15 protein-coding genes and 1 pseudogene are annotated in these 20817 nt (G+C 71.3%); 9 read left to right on the top strand and 7 right to left on the bottom strand.

What is annotated here, in order from left to right:
- Both LUM46_RS13205 and LUM46_RS13200 read left to right on the top strand, forming a co-directional pair.
- A pseudogene (locus LUM46_RS13205) lies at positions 1 to 531 on the top strand (hypothetical protein); the annotation flags it as partial.
- Positions 532 to 811: 280 nt separating this feature from the next.
- The gene (locus LUM46_RS13200; protein WP_274994489.1) at positions 812 to 2119 is read left to right on the top strand and encodes an MFS transporter; all 1308 of its coding nucleotides are present in this window, start codon (positions 812 to 814) and stop codon (positions 2117 to 2119) included.
- 69 nt (positions 2120 to 2188) lie between these two features.
- Here the strand turns inward: LUM46_RS13200 and LUM46_RS13195 are convergent, their stop codons facing one another.
- The 3 genes from LUM46_RS13195 to LUM46_RS13185 all read right to left on the bottom strand — a co-directional run bounded on the left by LUM46_RS13195 (position 2189) and on the right by LUM46_RS13185 (position 5545).
- Positions 2189 to 3667: a flotillin family protein gene (locus LUM46_RS13195; protein WP_274994488.1), complete on the bottom strand. Its 1479-nt coding sequence runs from the start codon at positions 3665 to 3667 to the stop codon at positions 2189 to 2191.
- Positions 3668 to 3755: 88 nt separating this feature from the next.
- Complete coding sequence (locus LUM46_RS13190) at positions 3756 to 4217, bottom strand: NfeD family protein (RefSeq protein ID WP_274994487.1); 462 nt, start codon at positions 4215 to 4217, stop codon at positions 3756 to 3758.
- A gap of 98 nt (positions 4218 to 4315) precedes the next feature.
- The gene (locus tag LUM46_RS13185) at positions 4316 to 5545 is read right to left on the bottom strand and encodes an MFS transporter (protein ID WP_274994486.1); all 1230 of its coding nucleotides are present in this window, start codon (positions 5543 to 5545) and stop codon (positions 4316 to 4318) included.
- Positions 5546 to 5645: 100 nt separating this feature from the next.
- Between LUM46_RS13185 and LUM46_RS13180 the strand changes: the two genes are divergently transcribed.
- Together LUM46_RS13180 and LUM46_RS13175 are read left to right on the top strand one after the other, a co-directional pair.
- Positions 5646 to 5945: a GNAT family N-acetyltransferase gene (locus LUM46_RS13180; RefSeq protein WP_274994485.1), complete on the top strand. Its 300-nt coding sequence runs from the start codon at positions 5646 to 5648 to the stop codon at positions 5943 to 5945.
- A gap of 227 nt (positions 5946 to 6172) precedes the next feature.
- Complete coding sequence (locus tag LUM46_RS13175) at positions 6173 to 7840, top strand: glycoside hydrolase family 10-like protein (RefSeq protein ID WP_274994484.1); 1668 nt, start codon at positions 6173 to 6175, stop codon at positions 7838 to 7840.
- 78 nt (positions 7841 to 7918) lie between these two features.
- Here LUM46_RS13175 and LUM46_RS13170 read toward each other — a convergent pair whose 3' ends face one another.
- Positions 7919 to 8254 carry a rhodanese-like domain-containing protein gene (locus LUM46_RS13170; RefSeq protein ID WP_274994483.1) on the bottom strand — a complete coding sequence of 112 codons (336 nt, stop codon included), beginning with the start codon at positions 8252 to 8254 and terminating at the stop codon, positions 7919 to 7921.
- Positions 8255 to 8328: 74 nt separating this feature from the next.
- On the opposite strand from LUM46_RS13170, the gene pgm reads away from it, so the two are divergent.
- Together pgm and LUM46_RS13160 are read left to right on the top strand one after the other, a co-directional pair.
- Positions 8329 to 10023 (top strand): phosphoglucomutase (alpha-D-glucose-1,6-bisphosphate-dependent), encoded by a 1695-nt coding sequence (gene pgm, locus LUM46_RS13165; RefSeq protein ID WP_274994482.1) that lies wholly within the window; start codon positions 8329 to 8331, stop codon positions 10021 to 10023.
- A 178-nt stretch (positions 10024 to 10201) separates the two neighbouring features.
- Complete coding sequence (locus LUM46_RS13160; RefSeq protein ID WP_274994481.1) at positions 10202 to 11170, top strand: glycoside hydrolase family 6 protein; 969 nt, start codon at positions 10202 to 10204, stop codon at positions 11168 to 11170.
- A gap of 15 nt (positions 11171 to 11185) precedes the next feature.
- On the opposite strand, the gene LUM46_RS13155 is transcribed toward LUM46_RS13160, so the two are convergent.
- Positions 11186 to 11881, bottom strand: a complete 696-nt coding sequence (locus tag LUM46_RS13155) for a TetR/AcrR family transcriptional regulator (protein WP_274994480.1) — start codon at positions 11879 to 11881, stop codon at positions 11186 to 11188.
- 125 nt (positions 11882 to 12006) lie between these two features.
- Between LUM46_RS13155 and LUM46_RS13150 the strand changes: the two genes are divergently transcribed.
- Together LUM46_RS13150 and LUM46_RS13145 are read left to right on the top strand one after the other, a co-directional pair.
- The gene (locus LUM46_RS13150; RefSeq protein ID WP_274994479.1) at positions 12007 to 14841 is read left to right on the top strand and encodes an MMPL family transporter; all 2835 of its coding nucleotides are present in this window, start codon (positions 12007 to 12009) and stop codon (positions 14839 to 14841) included.
- Positions 14838 to 17120 carry a YhgE/Pip domain-containing protein gene (locus tag LUM46_RS13145; RefSeq protein WP_274994478.1) on the top strand — a complete coding sequence of 761 codons (2283 nt, stop codon included), beginning with the start codon at positions 14838 to 14840 and terminating at the stop codon, positions 17118 to 17120. Before LUM46_RS13150 ends, LUM46_RS13145 begins: the two co-directional genes overlap by 4 nt.
- 102 nt (positions 17121 to 17222) lie before the next feature.
- On the opposite strand, the gene LUM46_RS13140 is transcribed toward LUM46_RS13145, so the two are convergent.
- A complete protein-coding gene (locus LUM46_RS13140) occupies positions 17223 to 17597 on the bottom strand; it encodes a hypothetical protein (RefSeq protein WP_274994477.1) in 375 nt (124 codons plus the stop codon).
- 74 nt (positions 17598 to 17671) lie between these two features.
- The gene (locus tag LUM46_RS13135) at positions 17672 to 19051 is read right to left on the bottom strand and encodes a M20 family metallopeptidase (RefSeq protein ID WP_274994476.1); all 1380 of its coding nucleotides are present in this window, start codon (positions 19049 to 19051) and stop codon (positions 17672 to 17674) included.
- Positions 19052 to 19154: 103 nt separating this feature from the next.
- On the opposite strand from LUM46_RS13135, the gene LUM46_RS13130 reads away from it, so the two are divergent.
- Positions 19155 to 20771, top strand: coding sequence for an AbgT family transporter (locus LUM46_RS13130; protein ID WP_274994474.1), 1617 nt, complete (start codon positions 19155 to 19157; stop codon positions 20769 to 20771).
- Positions 20772 to 20817 lie beyond the last annotated feature (46 nt).

Here is a 20817-nt window from a genome sequence, read left to right as displayed (position 1 = left end):
GACACCGGTAAGCCCGACACCGACAAGCCCGACACCGACAAGCCCGACACCGGCAAGCCCGACACCGGCAAGCCCGGTGCGGACGGAACGGGAAACCAGGGACCGGAAGCCCAGGATCGCGCCGGCCAGGTGTCCGAGGGCTCCACGGTCGCGGATGTGGTCGCCGCTGGACTGGCCGTCGGCGGTGTCTCGGACGTCGTACCGACCGCGGCCGACGGACACGAGGACGACAGTGCACCCGCGGCCGGGCCGGATGCCGGTGCGGGCGTTCCCGGCGAGGGCGTCGACCTCAGCTGGGGTGACAAGGGCGGCAGCGTCCCGACGGCCTACGACGAGAGCTTCTTGTCGCACGGCCTGAGCGAGGGACTGCGCGCCATACCTCCTGAGCCCGAGGCGGAGGCGGAGGCGGCACCGATCGTGGTGCCCGAAGCCGGCCTCGCCGAGACGGGCCACATGACCACGGGGCAGCTCTCGCTGATCTCGCTCCTTCTGGGGCTGGGGATCGCGGCGCTCCGAGTGCGTCGCCGGTGAAGCGTGGTTCGTCCACGCTCTGCCGGTTGACAACGATCCGGGTGCGGTCTTTGTTCATGAGCCATCAAGGTGACTCATGAACGAGGGCTGACCATCACCCGGGTCGGCAGGTTCGAGGGTCGGGGCGCCGCTGGGGGGCGCCCCGGCCCGCGGACCAGGACAGTACAGAGCGGGAGCTCGGGACATCGGGGGGTGTCCTGAGCGCCCGCTCTGTCATGTGTCAGAGGCGCACGTCACAGGCGAGCCGGCTGGGCCTGAGCGCGGCCTACCATCGGACACCATGCGCCACCTGCTCGCCGACACCACACCCTTGAGGGTGTCGCCCGACTTCCGGCGTCTCTGGTTCGGGCTCTCGGTCTCGAACATCGGTACCCAGGTCACCATCGTCGCGGTGGGCCTGCAGATCTACGCCCTGACCGGGTCCACGCTGGCGGTCGGGCTGCTGGGCCTCTTCTCGCTGGTTCCGCTGGTGGCGCTCGGCCTGTACGGCGGGGCGCTCGTGGACCACTACGACCGGCGCAAGGTGTCGCTCGTGTCGTCGCTCGTGCTGTGGGTGGTCGTGGCCGGCATCGCCGTGCAGGCGTGGCTCGGGCTGGAGTCCGTGCCTCTGCTGTACGGACTGGTCGCCGTGCAGAGCGCCGCTTTCGCCATCAACAACCCGGCGCGGTCGGCCATCATCCCGCGACTGCTCCCCAAGGAGCTCATGCCGGCGGCCAACGCGCTGATGACGCTCTCCTGGAACGTTGCGCTGACCGGTGGACCGCTGATCGGCGCACTGCTGGTCGCCCAGCTCGGGTACGCCTGGGCGTACACCCTCGACATGGTGCTGTTCCTCGCAGCTCTCTGGGCGGTGTTCCGGCTGCCGCCCGTCCTGCCGGAGGGCACGGAGGCCGACGGCCCGCAGAACGGCAGGAGCCGCGTCCGCGGCGTCGGCCTGCGGTCGGTCCTGGACGGCCTGCGCTATCTCGCGACCCAGCCGAACGTGCGCACCACGTTCCTCGTCGACATCTGCGCCATGGTCCTGTCCTTCCCGCGCGTGCTGTGGCCGGCCGCCGGCGTCATCTACCTCGGCGGCGGCGAGACGACCACCGGTGTGCTCGCCGCGGCCTTCGCCGTCGGGGGCATCCTCGCCGGCGTGTTCTCGGGCGGGCTGACGCGCATCCGCAAGCAGGGGCAGGTGATCGTCTGGGCGATCACCGCGTGGGCCGTATCGATCGCTGCCTTCGGGCTCGTCCTCGTGCTCGTGGGCCGCGGCTCACCGGACGGGCCGATCGTCTGGGCGGTGGTCGTGGCCGGGATCGCGCTGGCGCTCGCCGGTGGTTCCGACAGCGTCTCGTCGGTGTTCCGGCAGAGCATCCTGCAGACCGCGACCCCCGACCACATGCGCGGGCGGCTGCAGGGTGTGTTCATCGTGGTGGTGGCCGGCGGGCCGCGCCTCGGGGAGATGGTCCTCGGCGTGGAGGCGACGTGGTTCGGTGAGGGCTGGGCGGCCGTCGTCGGCGGCCTCACGTGCCTGGTGCTGCTCTGGGTGATCGTGCGGCTGACGTCGCGGTTCTGGCGCTACGACGCCCGCTACCCGGAGCCATGACGGGTCAGGCCCCCAGGTCACCGGAGTGACCTGGGGGCCTGACCTGTTCGACGGTCTCTGACCAGAGGGTCAGTTCTTCTCTGCGGCGCCGGAGACGTCGGTGGGGCCGGAGGCGCCACCGTTCATCGGGCCGGCGAGGTTCGAGATGAGCTGGTTGATGTCCACGCCCGTCAGCTGCTTGATGACGCCCTGGCCCTCGCCGATCACGGACGCCACGTTCTTGGTGATCGCGGAGGCGCCGTCGGTCGAGATCACGGTCATGCCCTGGATCGAGGCCATGGGCTCGGCAGCGGCACGGACGATGTCGGGCATCCGCTCGATGAGCTCCTGCACCAGGGCGGCCTCGCCGTACTTGCGCAGTGCCTCAGCCTTGGCGTCGATGGCCTTGGCCTCGGCGAGGCCCTCGGCCTCGACGGCGATGGCCCGCGCCCGGCCCTCGGCCTCGATACCGGCGGCGAGAGCCACCTGCTTGTCACGCTCGGCCTCACCGGCGCGGCGCACCGACTCGGCGGACGCCTCGGCGTCCTGCAGCGCGGCGGTCTTGTTCGCCCCGGCGATCGTGGTGCGCTTGAACGCCTCGGCCTCCGTGGCCGCGTTGTTGGCGTCACGGCGGGCGTTGGCGCTCTGGACCTCCGCGTAGGCGTTGGCCTCGGCGGGCTTGCGGACCTCGATGTCGAGACGCTCCTGCTCGACGCGCGCCTTCTCGGCCATGGCCTCGCGCTCCTGCTGGGCCACGAGACGGTCCTGCTCGGCACGAGCGAGCTGGCCGGCGGCGTCGGCCTCGGCGTTCGCCTTGTCCGTCTCGGCCTTGATGGTGGCCTTCTTGAGGTCGAGGGCCTTCTTACGCACGGCGATCTGCTCGGCCGCCTCGATCGCGGCGAACTCCGCGGCACGGTTGGCCTCCGCCTCGGAGACCTCGGCGAGCTGGCGGGCGTTGGCGGCCTCGGCGCGGCCGAGGTTCGCGAGGTAGTCCGATCCAGGCGTCGAGATGTCGGAGATGTTCAGCAGGTCGACCTGGAGACCCTGCTCGGAGAGATCGGTCTTGGTGGACTGCACCACGCGGTCCGACAGGCCCTTGCGGTCCGAGATGATCTGCTCGATCGTCATGTCGCCGACGATCGACCGCAGGGAACCCTCGAGGGACTCCTTGATGATCTCGGTCAGCAGGTGCTGCTGGGAGAGGAACCGCTGGGCCGCCCGTCGGACGCCCTCCTCGTCGCCGCGCACCTTGAAGTTGATCGAGGCCTTGATCGCGATCTTGATCCGGTTCTTGTCGACACCCTCGACGGTGATGCCGATCTGCCGCTGCTCCAGCGAGATCGCGAAGCCCTGCTGCAGCACCGGCCACACGAACGCCCGGCCACCGACGACGACACGCTGGCTCGCCATCTGGGCCTCGGACTTGCCCGCGCCGCGGCCCACGATGATCAAGGCCTCGTTCGGCGGCACTCGCCGGATGCGGCTCGCGACGAACGCGAGCACGAGGAAGATCGCGAGCACGCCGGCCACGACGGCGATGACGCCCACTAGTTGTCCGGTCATTTCCATGTCTGCTCCTGGGGATGTGATGGCCAGGCTCACAGGTGGTCCCGGCCGGATGTCTGGTGGTGCGGGGATCGGGACGGCGGAGCGCGGCTCAGCGCACGGGCTCGACCTTGACGCGCGCGCCGTGCTGCTCCACGACGACGATCCGCGTGCCCTGCTCGATGGGCTCGTCGGAGAACGCGAGCCGGGTCTCGAGCTCGGTAGCGGCGTCGAGGGAGACCTCACCGTGGCCGCGGTCGACATCGGACGTGACGGAACCCTGGGCGCCCACGAGCGAGACGGGTGTGCCGTCGTCGCCGGCCTTGAGCCGCTTGAGCAGCACGTTCACGAGGACGATCACCAGGACGCCGACCACGAGACCCGCCGGGTAGGCGACCCACGGCTCGAGGCCGGAGGACAGCACCACCATTCCGGTCGCGCCGAACAGCATTGCGCCGGCGCCCAGCGAGGTGCCCGAGAGCGCCCCGTCAGCGAGGTCGAGGAAGTCGCCGAGCAGGAGCGAGGCGACAGCGAGCGCGAGCCCGAGAAGACCGATGATGATGAAGACGAGCATCCCGGGTCCGTTCGTGAAGATTCGGAAAAGTCGGATGCAACGTATCAGGGGGACTCTTGCGATCGGGTGTTGAGCGGGGTGAAATGCCGCCGCGCCCGTCACCCCTCGTGCCGCGCCGCCGCCTGTCGCCGGAGCGTTCGGCTCGCGGCGAGGGTCAGCAGCGTGGCGAACCAGCCCGCGCCGACGGTGACGAGGAAGCCTGCGGCCGACCCCGCCTCGTCCACGCGCACCCCGGCGAACGACGCGCCGATCGAGGCGCCGATGCCGATCGAGGTGCCCACCCAGGTCAGTGCTTCGGTGAGCTGGTGCCTGCCCACCATGTCCTGCACCAGGCCGTTGCCGGTGATGACCGTCGGGGCGATGGCCAGCCCGGCCACGAACATCACGATCGCCAGCACCCAGAGCGACTGCGCCAGCAGGAACAGGGACACGCCGGGGCCGAGCGCCGCCATCCCGATCACGAACCGGCGGGACGGTGGGCTGGTGAAGTGGCGGGCGCCGTAGGCGAGCCCGGCGACCAGCGAGCCCAGCGCGAAGACCGCGAGCACCACACCCGACATGCCCTTGTTGCCCCGCTCCTCGGCGAAGGCCACGGTGACGACCTCCATGGAGCCGAAGATCACACCCATCCCCATGAAGACGAGCACCACGATCGGCATGCCGGGGACGAGCAGGACGGCGCGGCGTCGCACCCCGGCGTCGGGCGGGACGACCGGCGGCTCGGTGGCGCGCTGCACGACGAACAGCACGCCGCCCACCACGGCCGCCACCCCGGCGAGCACCAGGGCCGACGGCGCAGCGACCGTCGTGGCGAGCGTCGTGGCGAGCACCGGGCCGACGATGTAGACCAGCTCGTCGATCGAGGACTCCAGCGAGTACGCCGTGTGCAGGCGGCGGGGGTCGTCCAGCGTGTGGTTCCAGCGCGCCCGGACCATCGAGCCGTACGACCCCTGGCTCCCGCCGGCGAGCGCGGCGAACGGCCACAGCACCCATTCGGGGGCACCGAGCACGGCGGCCGTCACGAGGCCGCCCAGGCCGGTCACGGTCACGACGAGTGCCGGCAGCAGCACCGTCCGCTGGCCGTGCCGGTCCACCCAGCGGCCGATCTGCGGGGCGAGGAACGCCTGCGCCAGCCCCAGGACCGCCGCGACCCGGCCCGCCATGGCGTAGCTGTCGTAGAGGCCCTGCACCATGAGCACGGCGCCGATCCCGACCATCGACATGGGCAGGCGGGCGAGCGCGCCGGCAGCCGAGAACCTGAGTGCCCCGGGGGTGCGCAGCACTGCCGCGTACGGGTTGGAGCGGGGCGGGTCGACGGTCTCGGGCACGGAGCGAGTGTGCCATCGACCACCGACACGGGCCCCGTGTTTCTGCCGGCCGATGAGGCAGGGGTGGCCTCCGACGGAACTGAGGGGACACGATGACCCCATGACCGACGAACCGCAGGTGACCGTTGCCGACAACCCTGACCAGTCCCGTTTCGAGGTGAGCGTCGACGGGAAGCTAGCAGGCTTCGCCGCCTACGAGATCGACAGCGGGGCGGTCGTCTTCGTGCACACCGAGGTGTTCGAGGAGTACGAGGGCCGGGGCCTGGCGGGGCAGCTCGCGAAGGCGGCGCTCGGCATGGTGCGCGAGGCAGGCGGCAAGGTGGTGGCGCTGTGCCCCTACATCCGCTCCTACGTGCGGAAGCACGCGCCCGAGTACGACGACCTGCTGCGGGAGGCGTGAAACTAACTTTCACGTTCTCGGGGCCGCTGCAAACTTCACATCCGCAGCGACATGTGCGAGAGTTTCCCCACGGCGTCGTCCGGTGGCATTGTTCGTCACCTCAGTGTGCCGACCGACGCCGGCCAACCTAGCAAAACGAGAACACAGAGCACCACGGCACCAGCCCCCAGCAGCCAGCACCGGAGGTCAAGTACGTGAGGCACCCCGCCAGCCACGAGGCGACACCCATGCCCGCCTCTGCGCGCACCACGTCGCTCCCGCCGGCACAGCTGTCGGGGTTGAGATCGGGGCTGGGTCGCCGAGAGTTCCTCACGATGGCGACGGCGGGTACGGCAGCGGCTGCGATCAGCGTCACCATCGCGGCGCTCGACCCGGCCACGGCGCTCGGTGCTCCGGCGATGACGGGGAACGCCGCGCCGGAGCCGTCGTCGGGCCTCGGCCTGAAGCGTGAGCTGCGGGCCATGTGGATCGCCTCCGTGGTCAACATCGACTGGCCCTCCGCGAGCGGCCTCGATGCCGGCACCCAGCAGGCCGAGTTCCTGCACTGGCTCGACGTCGCGGAGGAGAACCGGCTGAACGCCGTGTTCGTGCAGGTGCGACCCACTGCTGACGCCTTCTACGAGAGCCCGTACGAGCCGTGGTCCCAGTACCTGACGGGTACACAGGGCCAGGACCCGGGCTACGACCCGCTCGCGTTCATGGTCGAGGAGGCGCACAAGCGCAACATCGAGCTGCACGCCTGGTTCAACCCGTACCGCGTGTCGATGCAGGCGGACCCGGCGCAGCTCGTCCCGGAGCATCCCGCGCGCCGGCACCCGGAGTGGGTCTGGGCGTACGGCGGTCGGCTCTACTTCGACCCGGGCGTCCCGGAGGCGCAGGAGCACATCCAGCAGGCGATCCTGCACGCCGTCGAGAACTACGACATCGACGGCGTGCACTTCGACGACTACTTCTACCCGTACCCGGTGGCCGGCCAGGCGCTGCCCGACGCCGCGACCTACGAGCGGTACGGCGCGGGCTTCGACACGGTCGAGAGCTGGCGCCGGGCGAACGTGGACCGATTCGTCGAGACCATGAGCGTCCGTATCAAGGAGACCAAGCCCTGGGTGAAGTTCGGGATCAGCCCGTTCGGCATCTGGCGGAACTCGACCACGGACCCGCTGGGTTCGGAGACCCGTGGCTCCCAGTCGTACGACGACCAGTTCGCCGACACCCGCAAGTGGGTGCTCAAGGGCTGGCTCGACTACGTCAACCCGCAGATCTACTGGCAGATCGGCCTGGCGGTCGCCGACTACGCGGCTCTCGTCCCGTGGTGGGCGGCGGTCGCGGCGCAGTCCGGCACGCAGCTGTACATCGGCGAGGCCCTGTACAAGATGACGAGCGGGGTCTTCACCGACCCTGACGAGCTCACCAACCACCTCGACCTGTGCCGGGAGGTCAGCCGCGACGTCGGCCCGATCCACGGCAACGTCTACTACTCCGCGAAGCACATACCCGTCGACGCGCAGGGTGGGATGTCGAAGGTCGTCGAGGACCACTACCAGTACCCGGCGCTGGTGCCGCCCATGCCGCACCTGCCTGCCGAGCCCGTGGTCACCCCGGTCCTCGCGAACGTGCGCGCGGTACGCGACGGCATCCGGGTCCACGTGGCGGACATCGGCACCAAGGAGGCCAGAGCGACGTCGTTCGCGGTGTACCGCGTGGCCGGGTCGGTGTCCTCCGTGGACACGAACGACCCGGCGAACCTCGTGGGGACGTTCCGCTCGGCGGGCGGACGCGTCCAGTCCTGGCTCGACACCTCGGCCCGGCCCGGTACCGCCTACACCTACGCCGTCACCGCGCTGGACCGGGTCTGGAACGAGACCGACCCGAGCCAGCCACGCTCCAGCAGGTAGTGGCCCTGTAGATAGTGGCCCTGTAGATGGTGGCCCTGGGCGACCAGGACCTCCTGGGCGTCGCCGTCGAGCCCGTCCTCAGCGCTCGACGGGCAGCCCGGCGCCCTGCCAGGCGATGATGCCGCCGTCGACGTTGGTCGCCTCGAAGCCCACCGCGTCGTTGAGCCACTGCGTGGCGCGTGCCGAGCGGCCGCCGGAGTGGCAGATGACCAGCACCGGGGAGTCGGCGTCCAGCTCGCCGTACCGCGCGGGCAGATCGCTCAGGGGGATGTGCACGGCGCCGGGAGCGTGGCCCGCGTCCCACTCGTCCTGCTCGCGCACGTCCAGCAGGACGGACCCGGCGGGTACGGGGGAGGTCGGGTCGAGCTCGCTGGGGTGGACCGAGGGAACCTCGGGCAGCATCTGCGGGAACATGCCTTCAGCCTACGACGGCGTCACGACGGCTCCGGCGGCGACGGAGCCGCCCGGTACCTGGCAGTATCGGCTGTATGGATGCGCGTGCCGGAACTCCCGCCCAGCCCAGCGACCTCATCGACGTCGACCAGGTGGTGGGCGCCTACTACGACCTCTCCCCGGACCCGGAGGACCCTGGCCAGCAGGTCGCGTTCGGCACCTCCGGTCACCGCGGGTCGAGCCTGGACCACGCCTTCAACGAGGCGCACATCGTCGCGATCACCGCCGCGATCGTGGAGTACCGGCGGGGCCAGGGCACTGACGGACCGCTCTTCATCGGGCGGGACACGCACGCGCTGTCCCGCCCTGCCTGGCAGACGGCGTTGGAGGTGCTCGCCGCCGCCGGCGTCGACGTGATGATCGACGCGCGGGACTCGTGGACCCCGACACCCGCCGTCAGCCAGTCGATCCTGCTGCACAACCAGACGCGGTTCATCGAGGGGACGCCCGGCCGGGCCGCTCCGGGCGCCGGGCTGGCCGACGGGATCGTGGTGACGCCGTCGCACAACCCGCCCCGGGACGGCGGGTTCAAGTACAACCCGCCGCACGGTGGCCCCGCCGACTCCGACGCGACCGGGTGGATCGCGGACCGGGCCAACGAGATCCTGCGCACGGGCGTGGGGCACGTGAAGCGGGTCTCGCTGGACGCCGCGCTGGCCTCGGACACGACGCACCGGCACGACTTCCTGTCGACCTACGTCGACGATCTCGCCAACGTGCTGGACCTGGAAGCCATCCGCACCTCCGGTGTGCGGATCGGTGCGGACCCCCTCGGCGGGGCGTCGGTCGAGTACTGGGGCGAGATCGCCGACCGGTACGACCTCGACCTCACCGTCGTGAACCCGCAGGTCGACCCCCGCTGGGCGTTCATGACGCTCGACTGGGACGGCAAGATCCGGATGGACTGCAGCTCGCCCTACGCGATGGCGTCGCTGGTGGAGCGGATGACGAGCGGTGCGGACCCGGTCGGCGGGGCGCCCTTCGACATCGCCACGGGGAACGACGCCGACTCCGACCGGCACGGCATCGTCACCGCCGACGGCCTCATGAACCCCAACCACTTCCTCGCGGTGGCCATCGAGTACCTGTACGGCGGGGCCCGCCCGAGCTGGCCGAGCGGTGCAGCGATCGGCAAGACCCTCGTGTCCTCGGCGCTCATCGACCGGGTGGCCGGAGACCTGAACCGGCGTCTCCTGGAGGTGCCGGTCGGCTTCAAGTGGTTCGTCCCGGGCCTGCTCTCGGGCGAGGTCGGCTTCGGCGGAGAGGAGTCCGCCGGCGCGTCGTTCCTGCGCAAGGACGGTCGCGTCTGGTCCACCGACAAGGACGGCATCCTGCTCGCGCTCCTGGCCTCGGAGATCCTCGCGACCACCGGCACGTCGCCCTCGGCGCACCACGCCGCGCAGGTCGAGCGCTTCGGCGAGAGCTGGTACGCCCGGGTCGACGCCGCCGCCACGCGCGAGCAGAAGGCCCGGCTCGGTGCGCTCTCCCCGTCCGACGTCACCTCCACGACGCTTGCCGGACAGGACATCACCGCCAAGCTCACCGAGGCGCCCGGCAACGGCGCCAAGGTCGGCGGCCTCAAGGTCACGACAGCGGACGCGTGGTTCGCCGCCCGCCCGAGCGGCACCGAGGACGTGTACAAGATCTACGCGGAGTCGTTCGTGTCCGCCGAGCACCTCACCGAGGTGCAGGAGGCCGCGAGGACGCTGGTCGACGAGGCACTCGCGTGAGCCCTCGCTGATCGGTCCCGCCGGTCGAGCCTGTCGGGACCCACGGGTCCCGGCAGGCTCGACCGACGATCCGCCTAAACGATTCGCGGGGTTCCCGTGGCGGCGGCGTCCTTCCTAGCGTCACGGGATACACCTCGACCGGTCCGGCCGGGGTGAGCCCGACTGAACGGAGAGCGCCATGCCTCGCGTACGACGTCGTACCCGAACGGCGGCCCTGGCCGCAGCCCTCGCCCTCATGACCACCGGCGCCGTCGCGGTGTCCCAGAGCGCTGCCGCCGACGTGACCAGCCCGGAGCCGGCACCCGCGGTGTCGGACCTCTACGTGGACCCCGGCACCCAGGCCTATGCCGCCTGGGAGGCGGCGAGCGGCACGGACAAGGACCTGCTGGCGAAGATCGCCCTGACCCCGCAGTCGTACTGGGTCGGCAACTGGGCCGACGCGGACCACTCCCGTGCGGAGGTGGCGGACTACACGGGTCGTGCCGCGGCCGCCGGCCAGACCGGCATGCTGACGGTGTACGCGATCCCGGGCCGCGACTGCGGCAACCATTCCGGGGGCGGGGTGCCCGAGAGCGAGTACGCGCGGTGGGTGGACACCGTGGCGGAGGGCATCGAGGGCAGCCCGATCGTGATCCTCGAGCCCGACGCGCTGGCCCAGCTCGGCGACTGCGACGGGCAGGGCGACCGCGTCGGCTACCTGCGGTACGCGGCGGCGTCGCTGACCGCCGCGGGCGCGCGCGTCTACATCGACGCTGGACACTCCGGGTGGCTGAGCGCAGGCGAGGCCGCGCAGCGACTGCAGCTGATCGGCTTCACGGATGCTGTCGGGTTCGCGCTCAACACCTCGAACTACCAGACGACGGCGGACACCCAGGCGTACGCCGAGCAGGTGTCGGCGCAGGTGGGCGGGCGCCCGTACGTCATCGACACGTCGCGCAACGGCAACGGCTCCAACGGTGAGTGGTGCAACCCGCGCGGCCGCGCCCTGGGGGAGCAGCCGCGGCTCGTCGACGACGCGACATCGCTCGACGCGCTGCTGTGGGTCAAGCTGCCGGGCGAGTCGGACGGTGCGTGCAACGGCGGCCCCGCGGCCGGCCAGTGGTGGCAGGAGATCGCGCTGGAGCTCGCCGCGAACGCGCGCTGGTGACGAGCGGGAGCCGGCTCAGTCGGCGGGGGCCACCACGAGGTTGACCAGGTGGGTCAGGACGGCGGTGTCGGGTGCGGCATCGCCGTCCTCTGCCGTGGGGTTCGCGACGACAGCGCTGCGGGCGGACGACTCGTAGACACTGAGCAGCAGGTCGACCGCCGTGCGCTGGTCGACCGTGAACCGCAGGCCGAGGTCGTTGAGGATCCGCTCGATCGCGGCACCCACCTCGGTGCGCAGCATCTCCTCCTGGGCAAGGAACGGGCGGCCGACGGCGGGGTCCCGCATCGCGAGCAGCTCCAGCTCCGCACGCATCAGGGCCCACTGCCGGGCGTCCCCTGGGTCGGTGACCACGACCGCGAGGATGCTGCGGATCGCGTCGTGATCCATGCAGCCGCCCTGGACGATGCCGGGCTCCAGATCCTTGCGGATGGATTCCAGCGAGGCGAGCTGCTGGCGCATGGCCCGCTCGGCGAGCGCGAGGAACAGCTCCTCCTTGCTGCTGAAGTTCGAGTAGAAGGCGCCGCGGGTGAAGCCGGCGGCCTCGCAGACGGCCTCGATCGACGCACCGTGGATGCCGTGGTGCGCGAAGACGGTGAAGGCGGCGTCGAGCAGGCGCTCGCGGGTTCGTTCACGCCGGGGGGTCAGGGCCGTGGCGAACGCACGCTCGACGGACGACCCGGAGCCGGCGTCGGGGGTGTGCTCAGCAGTCACGGAAGCTCCTCGGGGTATCGAGTGGCCAGTCTATCAATACATCTTTGTATCGGATGCATCCGTGTATCGGATACAGTGGTGCATCGTAGGTCTCTCGCCGTACCCCGCCTCGTCCAGGAGTGTGCGTGTCCTCCGTTCTCTACTCGCTCGGCCGCTGGGCCGTCCGTGCCCGCCGCCTCGTCGTGGCTCTCTGGGTGGTGGTGCTCGTCCTCGTGGGCGGTGCCGCCGGCCTGCTCCAGCAAGGTCTCGACAACCAGGTGTCCATCCCGGGCACCGAGTCCCAGGAGGCTCTTGACCGCCTGGCATCGACATTCCCCCAGGTCAGCGGCGCTTCAGCGCAGGTGATCGTGGTCGCGCCCGAGGGGGCGTCCATCCAGGACGAGCCCATGCGCTCCGCCATCACCGACGGCGTCGAGGCGATCGACGGCGTCTCGCAGGTCGTCGCGGTCACGTCGCCGTTCGACGAGCAGATGCCCGCCTCGGTCTCGGACGACGAGCGCGCCACGCTCCTCACGATCCAGCTCGACGGTGACCAGGGCTCGATCACCGAGGAGACCAAGGATGCGCTGGGCGTCGAGGCCGACGCGCTGGCACAGGCCCTGCCCGAGGGCGCCGAGGCGCAGCTGGGCGGTCAGCTCTTCTCCTCCAAGTTCCCCGAGATGACGCTCACCGAGGGCATCGGCCTCCTGGTCGCGCTCGTGGTGCTGGTCCTGACGCTCGGCTCGCTCGTGGCCGCCGGTCTGCCGCTGATCAACGCCCTGCTCGGCGTCGGCGCGTCCATGGGGCTGTTGTTCGCCGCGACCGCCCTCGGGCCGGTCAACTCGACCACGCCGATGCTGGCGGTGATGCTCGGGCTGGCGGTCGGTATCGACTACGCGCTGTTCATCGTGTCCCGGCACCGGGAGCAGCTCGGTACCGGGATCCCCGTGGACGAGTCGATCGCCCGGTCCACCGCGACGGCGGGATCTGCCGTCGTGTTCGCGGGCCTCACCGTGATGATCGCGCTCGTCGGGCTCGGCGTGGCGGGCATCCCGTTCCTCACGATCATGGGCGTGGCGGCGGCGGTGACGGTGGGTGTCACCGTGCTGGTGTCGCTGACGCTGCTGCCCGCACTGCTCGGGTTCGCGGGGGAGCGGCTGCGGCCCAAGCCGTCGCGCCGCGTCCGGCGGGCCGCGGCCCAGGAGGCCAAGGCCGCCGAGGCGGTTGCCGCCGCTGATCCCGAGGCGACCCGCGAGCGGGTCCCCGCCGTGGCCTCGCCCGAGCCGAGGCCGAACCGTTTCTTCACCGGCTGGGTCCGGGCCGTGACCAAGATCCCGGCGCTGACCGTCGTGCTGGTCATCGCCGCCATGGGCGCGCTCAGCCTCCCGGCGCTGGACCTGCGCCTCGCCCTCCCGGACGCGGGTGTGATGGAGGAGGACGACCCGGCCCGCGTCACGTACGACCTCGTCTCGGAGCACTTCGGCGACGGCTTCAACGGCCCGCTGATCGTGACCGGGTCCATCGTGACCAGCACCGACCCGGTGGCGCTCATGAACGAGATCGGGGCCGAGATCGAGGACCTTCCGGGTGTCGCCGACGTCCCCCTCGCGACGCCCAACCCCTCCGCGGACACCGGCATCATCCAGGTGGTTCCCGAGGGCGGCCCCACCTCCGCCCAGACCGAGGACCTGGTGCGCGAGATCCGCGCGCAGCACGACCACTTCCTCGACGAGTACGGCGTGGACCTCTCCGTCACGGGCTTCACAGCGGTCGGTATCGACGTGTCCGACAAGCTCGGTAACGCGCTGCTGCCGTTCGCCCTCGTCGTGGTCGGTCTGTCGCTGATCCTGCTCACGATGGTGTTCCGCTCGATCGCCGTGCCGATCAAGGCGACCATCGGCTACCTGTTCTCCGTCGGTGCCGCGTTCGGCGTGGTCTCGCTCGTGTTCGAGCACGGGGTGCTCGCGGAGGCACTCAACGTGACCCGCACCGGACCGGTCATCAGCTTCATGCCGATCGTCCTCATGGGCATCCTGTTCGGCCTCGCGATGGACTACGAGGTGTTCCTCGTGTCTCGTATGCGGGAGGACTACGTCCACGGCGGCAGCGCCAAGCACGCGATCACGACAGGGTTCCAGGGCTCGGCCAAGGTGGTCACCGCCGCGGCGGTGATCATGATCGCGGTCTTCGTGGCGTTCGTGCCGCACGGCGACATGAACCTCAAGCCGATCGCCCTCGGCCTCGCCGTGGGTGTGGCCGTGGACGCCTTCGTGGTGCGCATGGTCTTCGTCCCGGCTGTGCTCGCGCTGCTGGGGGAGAAGGCCTGGTACATGCCGAAGTGGCTCGACCGGGTGCTGCCGTCGTTCGACGTCGAGGGAGAGGGCCTGGCCCGGGAGCTGTCGCTCACGGACTGGCCGGAGCCGGGCGCTACTGACGCGGTGGCCACCGGGGACCTGGAGGTGAGCGGCCGGTCCGGCAGGATCGTCGGCCCGGTGAGCGTCCGGGTGCCCGGCGGCGGCACGCTGCTCGTGCACGGTGACGCGACGGTGCCGGTGAGTGCCTTCCTGCTCGCCGTTGCCGGCCGGCTCGACGTGACGGGTGGCGTGGCGAAGACAGCCGGGCTCATGCTGCCCGAACGTGCGTCGTCGGTGCGCCACCGAGTGGCGGTCGTCGACTCGGCCGCCGAGGGCGGATACCCCGCGGAGGCGGTTCGCCGGGCACTGCGCGACAAGCCGACGGTGCTCGTCGTGGACGCCACCGAGACGGTGGGCGACCTCGCCGCTCGGGCCGAGCTGGCCCAGGCGGTGGCCGGCGCACAGCGTGCGGGCATCGCGGTGCTGCTCGGCTCCACGGGCTTCGCGGCGACCGACCTGGCGCCGTCCGGCACCCCGGTGCTGGACGTCACCCCGGGTGCCCGCGACTCCTTCAGTACAGAACGTGACCAGCAGACAGACGTGACCGAGCAGGAGGTGCGAGCATGAGCACCGCAACGAGATGGCTCCGGCCCGAGCCCTTCCGCAACCCGTGGCGCGCCGTGGCCGTGGCGCTGCTTCCGCTGATGATCCTGGGGCTGCTGATCTCCGCCCTGTGGAACCCGCAGGACCGGCTCGACACCGTCAAGGCGGCGATCGTGAACCTCGACGAACCGGTCGAGGTCGACGGCCAGACCGTGCCGCTCGGTCGTCAGCTCGCCGCGGGCCTGGTGAGCGGCGGTGAGACCGCGGACGCCGAGGCGGGCGAGGCTGCTGCGGTGCCCGCGTCCGACGCGAGCTACGACTGGCAGATCACCGACGAGGCGGGCGCGGCCGACGGCCTCGCCGACGGTACGTACGCCGCCGTCGTCACCATTCCCGAGGGCTTCTCCGCAGCGGCGACCTCCTTCGGCGGCGACGACCCGGCGAAGGCGCGGCAGGCCACCATCGACGTCGCGACACCGGCCAACGGTCGTGTGCTCGACGACGCCCTCGCGCAGGTGGTGGCGCAGACCGCCACCGGCGTGCTCGGCAGCACCCTGACCGAGACCTACGTGGACAACGTCCTCGTGGGCTTCTCCACCCTCTCGGAAGAGCTGGGCAAGGCCGCCGACGGCGCGGACCAGCTCGCCGACGGAGCCAGCGAGGCGGGCAAGGGCGCCGAGGAGCTGGCCGGTGGTGCTGACGAGCTCGCCGACGGTGCGAACGAGGCGGGCGCGGGCGCCAAGGAGCTGGCCGACGGTGCACGCCAGACCGCGGCCGGCGTGGCCGGGGTCGGCGATGGTGCAAGCAGTTTGGCGGCCGGCGCTGGGCAGTGGGCGGCCGGCGCGGATCAGTGGGCGGCTGGCGCGGACCAGGCGGCCGCTGGTGTGAGCCGGCTGGCCGACGGGGCCGGTCAGTCCGCGGACGGCGCTGCGGAACTTGCAGCAGGTGCTGAGGAGCTCGCAGCAGGTGCTGAGGGCGTCGCGGAGGGTCTGGCGACGACGGCGACGAGGGTCGAGACGCTCCCGTCGAACGCGACCGCACTGTCCGGCGGGGTGCAAGAGCTGGTCGACGGCATCAAGCAGTCGTGTGCCTTGGGTACGGTCAACCCCGGCTTCGCGGCCATCTGCGCGGACCAGGGGAACCTTGACCAGCTTGCCGCCGGCATGGCCGGCCTTGCCGGTGCCCCGGGATCCCCCAGCAGCGAGCCGACCGGGCTCTATGGGCTGTCGGCAGGTATCTCGGGTCTCGCCGGCGGCGCACAAAAGGTTTCGGGTGGTGCATCAGGGCTGGCAGAGGGCACCCGTCAGCTCTCCGGCGGGCTGGCAGAGCTGGAGTCCGGAGCCGATCAGGCTGCTGGCGGTGTGACCGAGCTGTCCGCGGGCGCTCGAGAACTGTCCGGTGCCGCCGGAGGTATTGAGTCCGGCGCGGCAGAAATCGCCAGTGGGGCCGGCCAGCTGGCGGCAGGCAGCAGTCAGCTCGCTACCGGCGTGGATGGTCTGGCCACAGGGGTCACGGACCTCGGAGCAGGCACCACCCAGCTCGCGACCGGTGTGGACGGCCTCGCCGGCGGCGTCGACGAGCTGGCCGGCGGCGCGAAGGACCTGTCCGACGGCCTGGACCAGGCCACCGAGGAGATCCCCTCGTACACGGAGCAGGAGCGCAAGTCGCTCGCTTCCGTGGTGGCCGACCCGGTCGCGACCGACGGAGAGGTCACCGACCTCGACACCGGCGCGACGGGCCCGATGTTTGCGGTCCTGGCGCTCTGGCTCGGTGCACTTGCGCTGATGATCGTGTTCTCGCCGGTCCCGCTGCACGCTCGCGGGTCGACGCGCGGCGCGCTCCGGCTCACGCTCGAGACGTTCGCCGTCCCGGCGGTGATCGGCCTGGCCACGGGCCTCGCGACCGGCGCCGTCCTGGCCGGCATCGAGGGCCTCGACGTCGGCGGGTGGGCAGCGACCATGGGCTTCGGCGCACTGGCCTCGGTCGCCTTCGTCGCGGTCAACCAGGCGCTGGCCGCAGCGCTCGGGCACGTCGGCCGGGGGATCAGCCTGCTGGTGGCGGTGCTGGTCATCGCGACCGGGGTGGTGTCGACGGTGCCGGGTGTGCTCGAAGGGCTGGCGGCGTTCCTTCCGGTCGGCTCGGCTCTCGACGGCCTCGTCGGCCTGATCGAGTCCGGCGTGGGCGGCGTCGGGGCGGCGATCGCGGCGACCACCCTGTGGGGTCTCGCCGGGCTCGCCGTGACGACGATCGTGGTCGCGCGACGGCGCACGGTCCGGGTCGGGGAGCTGCTCCGGACGGCCTGATCCCCGTCAGGCGGCCCGAAGGAGGACCGGGGCGAGACAGGACCGCACCTGCGGCCTGTCTCGCCCCGGTCCTGTCTCGCCAGGCGTCTGCGTCGCCAGGACCTACCTGGCCGGGGCCCGGCGGAGACGGTGCGCCGTGTCCGGCCACGGCACGTCCACCCGCCGGGTGGGTGCCAGGGACTTGGACAGGAACGCGTCACGCAGCACGACCCCGCCGGGGGACAACTCGATGACCGTGAGCTCCGGACCGTCGCCGTCGAGCAGCCAGTACTCCGCCAGCTCCCGCAGGCCACGGTCGAGCACCAGCTCCTCGGCCACGTGGTAGTCGCACACCTCGCCGACGGCGTGGCCGAGCCGGTTGCGCGGGATCACGTCGGAGTAGTCGTCGGTCACGGGTTCGAGGTAGCCCACGGTCTCGCCGTCCTCCCGCGTGACGGCGAGCCAGGTGTCGATGGGGGCGATCTCCGGCGTCGTCATGGCCCGACCATAAGGTCGCCTCCCGCATCAGGCCCGCCTTTTTTGGCCGGCCGCTGGCCGGCGCGGCCCCGGCGTCAGTCGAAGTACGCCGGCACGTCGACGGCGCCGCCCTCCTCGGCGAACTCCGTGTGAACGGCGGCACGCAGGTCGGCGTCGTACAGATAGTCCAGGGCCGTCGACGCGAGGCCGGCCGCACTGTCGACCGCCGCGGACACCGCCGCGGGGCTCGCCGCGGCGGTGGCGAACTCGGCGGTGTGCAGAGCGACGTCCGGGTCGGAGACCTGCACGAGCGGATGGATGCCGGGAATGCGGAAGGAGAAGTTGCCGAAGTCGGTGGACGCAGCAAGTGTCTCGGACAGCACGCCGGCAGGCAGCGGATCACGTCCGCGGCGGCGCTGGGCGGAGACCCACCGGTCGGTGAGCCGCCGGTTGGTGCGTACCGGCAGGCTCGGATGAGCCCCGTCGTCCCAGGTGATCTCCACGTCGGTACCGGTCATGCGCGCTGCTCCGTGCGCGATGTCGTCCAGGCGGCGCGACAGGTCGCGCAGGGTGTCGGCGTACTTGGACCGCGCGTACAGGTGCACGACCGCGCGCTCCGTGATGATGCTCGGCCGGGTGCCGCCCTCCGCGATCGTCGCGTGCACCCGGTCCACCGGCGGCATCTGCTGCCGCAGCAGGCCGATGCCCTGGTAGGCGAGGCTGGCGGCGTCGAGGGCGTTACGGCCCATGTACGGCTGGGCGGAGGCGTGCGCGGGTCGCCCGGTGAAGGTCCACGTCAGGAGACGGCGGCCGAGCCAGACCTGGTCGGCGACGTCGAGCCCGTACGGGTGCACCATGATCGTGGCGTCGATCCCCTCCAGGGCTCCGTTGCGTGCCAGGACCTCCTTGCCGGTGTGCCCCTCCTCAGCGGGCGTGCCGAGCAGCACGACTCGTCCGGCGGGGGCCGCACCGGAGGTCATGACCTCGTGCAGGGCGAGGAACGCCCCGACGCCGGACGCCGCGATGACGTTGTGGCCGCACGCGTGGCCGATGCCGGGCAGCGCGTCGTACTCCGCGCAGATCGCGATGGTCGGCCCGGCGGGGTCGCCGGCCTCCGCGCGGAACGCGGTCGGCACGCCGTGCACGCCGAGCTGAGCCTCGACACCGTGCCGGGCCAGCACCTCCACCAGCGTCGCCGCGCTGCGGTGCTCCTCGAAGGCCGGCTCGGGGTGGGCGTGCAGGCGGCGCACGATCTCGGCGAGCTCCGGCTCGAGCCGGTCGGCCGCCCGCTCGACGGCGGCGACCAGGTCGGCGGGCGCACCGCCGTCGGTCAGCGCCGCTCCGGGTCTGCCGGGGACGCCGGTGCCGCCCACCGAGGCCGCGCCGGCCAGTGCCTCCCGCCGCCCGGCGGTCTCGGCGACCAGGTGGTCCAGGTATGCGGTGCTGGGCGGGGTGGAGCGGCTCATGCGGTCCATCGTATGGAAGGTCGTTACCCGGCCGAAAAATCACCCTCTAGATTGCGACCCTAGGCTGCCCGACCGACGCCGGAGCCACGACGCCAGAGCCAAGGGAGACCGCATGAGCACCGCAGCACCGCCCGTCCGCCCGTCGCGGGCCGACAGATTCCTGGGCGCCGTGGAGCGGGTCGGCAACAGGCTGCCCGAGCCCTTCACGCTCTTCCTCATCCTCTTCCTGGCGATCGCGCTCGTCTCGACGTTCATGGCGCTCGCCGACGTGACCGTGCAGGTGCCAGGCGCCGAGGAGGTCACCGAGATCCAGGGCCTGTTCACGCCCGAGGGCCTGACCTGGTTCACCGAGAACATCGGCGTCAACTACATCGGCTTTCCGCCCCTGACGACGGTCCTGACCATCTGGCTCGCGGTCGGTGTGGCGGAGAAGACGGGCCTCCTCGCCGCGGGCGTCCGGGCGGTCTTCGGTTCCGCGCCGCGGTGGGCGCTGCCCTACGCCGTCGGTCTCGTGGGGGTCGGGGGCAGCGTCATGTCCGACAGCGCCTTCATCGTCATCCCGCCGCTCGCCGCGATGGTGTTCAAGGCTGCCGGCAGGCACCCGGTGGCGGGCCTGCTCGGCGGCTTCGCCGCCGCTGGTGCCGGCTACTCCACGAACTTCGCCGTGACCAGCCTGGACGCCCTGTTCGCCGGCATCACCGTGTCGGTGACGCAGATCCTGCCCAACCCGGGCGACCCGGTGAACCCGGTGTCCAACTGGTACTTCAACGTCGTCTCGGCGTTCCTGCTGTCCGTGCTCGCCGGGTTCCTGATCGACAAGGTCCTGGAGCCACGCCTGGTCCGGCAGGGTGTTGCTGTCGACGAGGCGCGGTTCACCGGCACGGTGGTGCCCAATGCCGGCAGGACCACGCCGGGGGCCCACGCTGAGGGAGAGCCCGTGGGCGCCGTCGAGTCGGCGGACCTCTCGGCGATCGAGCGTCGCGGGCTGCAGTTCGCCGTCGGTGCGCTGCTGCTGGTAGCCGCGGTGCTCGCGGTCGCGTTCCTCGTGCCCGGCTCACCGTGGCGCAACGAGGACGGCGGGTTCCTGCCCGAGTCACCACTGCTCAGTTCGATCACCTTCGTGATCTTCGTGCTGTTCCTGGTGCCCGGGGTCGTGTACGGCGTGGTGACCAGAGCCATCACGTCGATGAAGGACATCCCGCGGCTGCTGGAGCAGTCCATCAAGGACATGGCGGGGTTCCTGGTGCTGGCGTTCGTGCTCGGCCAGTTCATCGCGCTGTTCAACTGGTCCGGCGTCGGCCAGTGGATCGCCGTGGCGGGCGCCGAGGGACTCGAGTCGAGCGGCCTGACCGGCTACGGGGCCATCATCGGCTTCCTCGTGCTCGCCTCGCTGCTGAACCTGTTCATCATCTCCGGCTCGTCGCTGTGGACCATCATGGCGGCGGTGTTCGTGCCGATGTTCGCGCTCATCGGCTACGAGCCCGGGTTCGTGCAGGCGGCGTTCCGCGTCGGCGACTCGGCCACACAGATCATCACGCCGCTCAACCCGTACATGATCGTGCTGCTCACGTTCCTGCGCCGCTGGGAACCCGGCGCCGGCCTCGGCACGGTGATGGCGCGGCTGCTGCCCTTCACCGTGGCGTTCTGGCTGGTGTGGGCGGCCGTCCTGTCGGTGTTCTTCTTCGCCGACCTGCCCGTCGGGCCGGGCAACGGGATCTTCCTGGAGTAGCAGGACAGCGGCCGGGTCGCGGGTGCCTCGTTCCTCGGCCCCCACC

Origin of the sequence: Promicromonospora iranensis, from assembly GCF_028994805.1 — a bacterium.
Classification (GTDB): Bacteria; Actinomycetota; Actinomycetes; order Actinomycetales; family Cellulomonadaceae; genus Promicromonospora; species Promicromonospora iranensis.
This window is presented reverse-complemented; position numbering and strand designations above follow the sequence as displayed.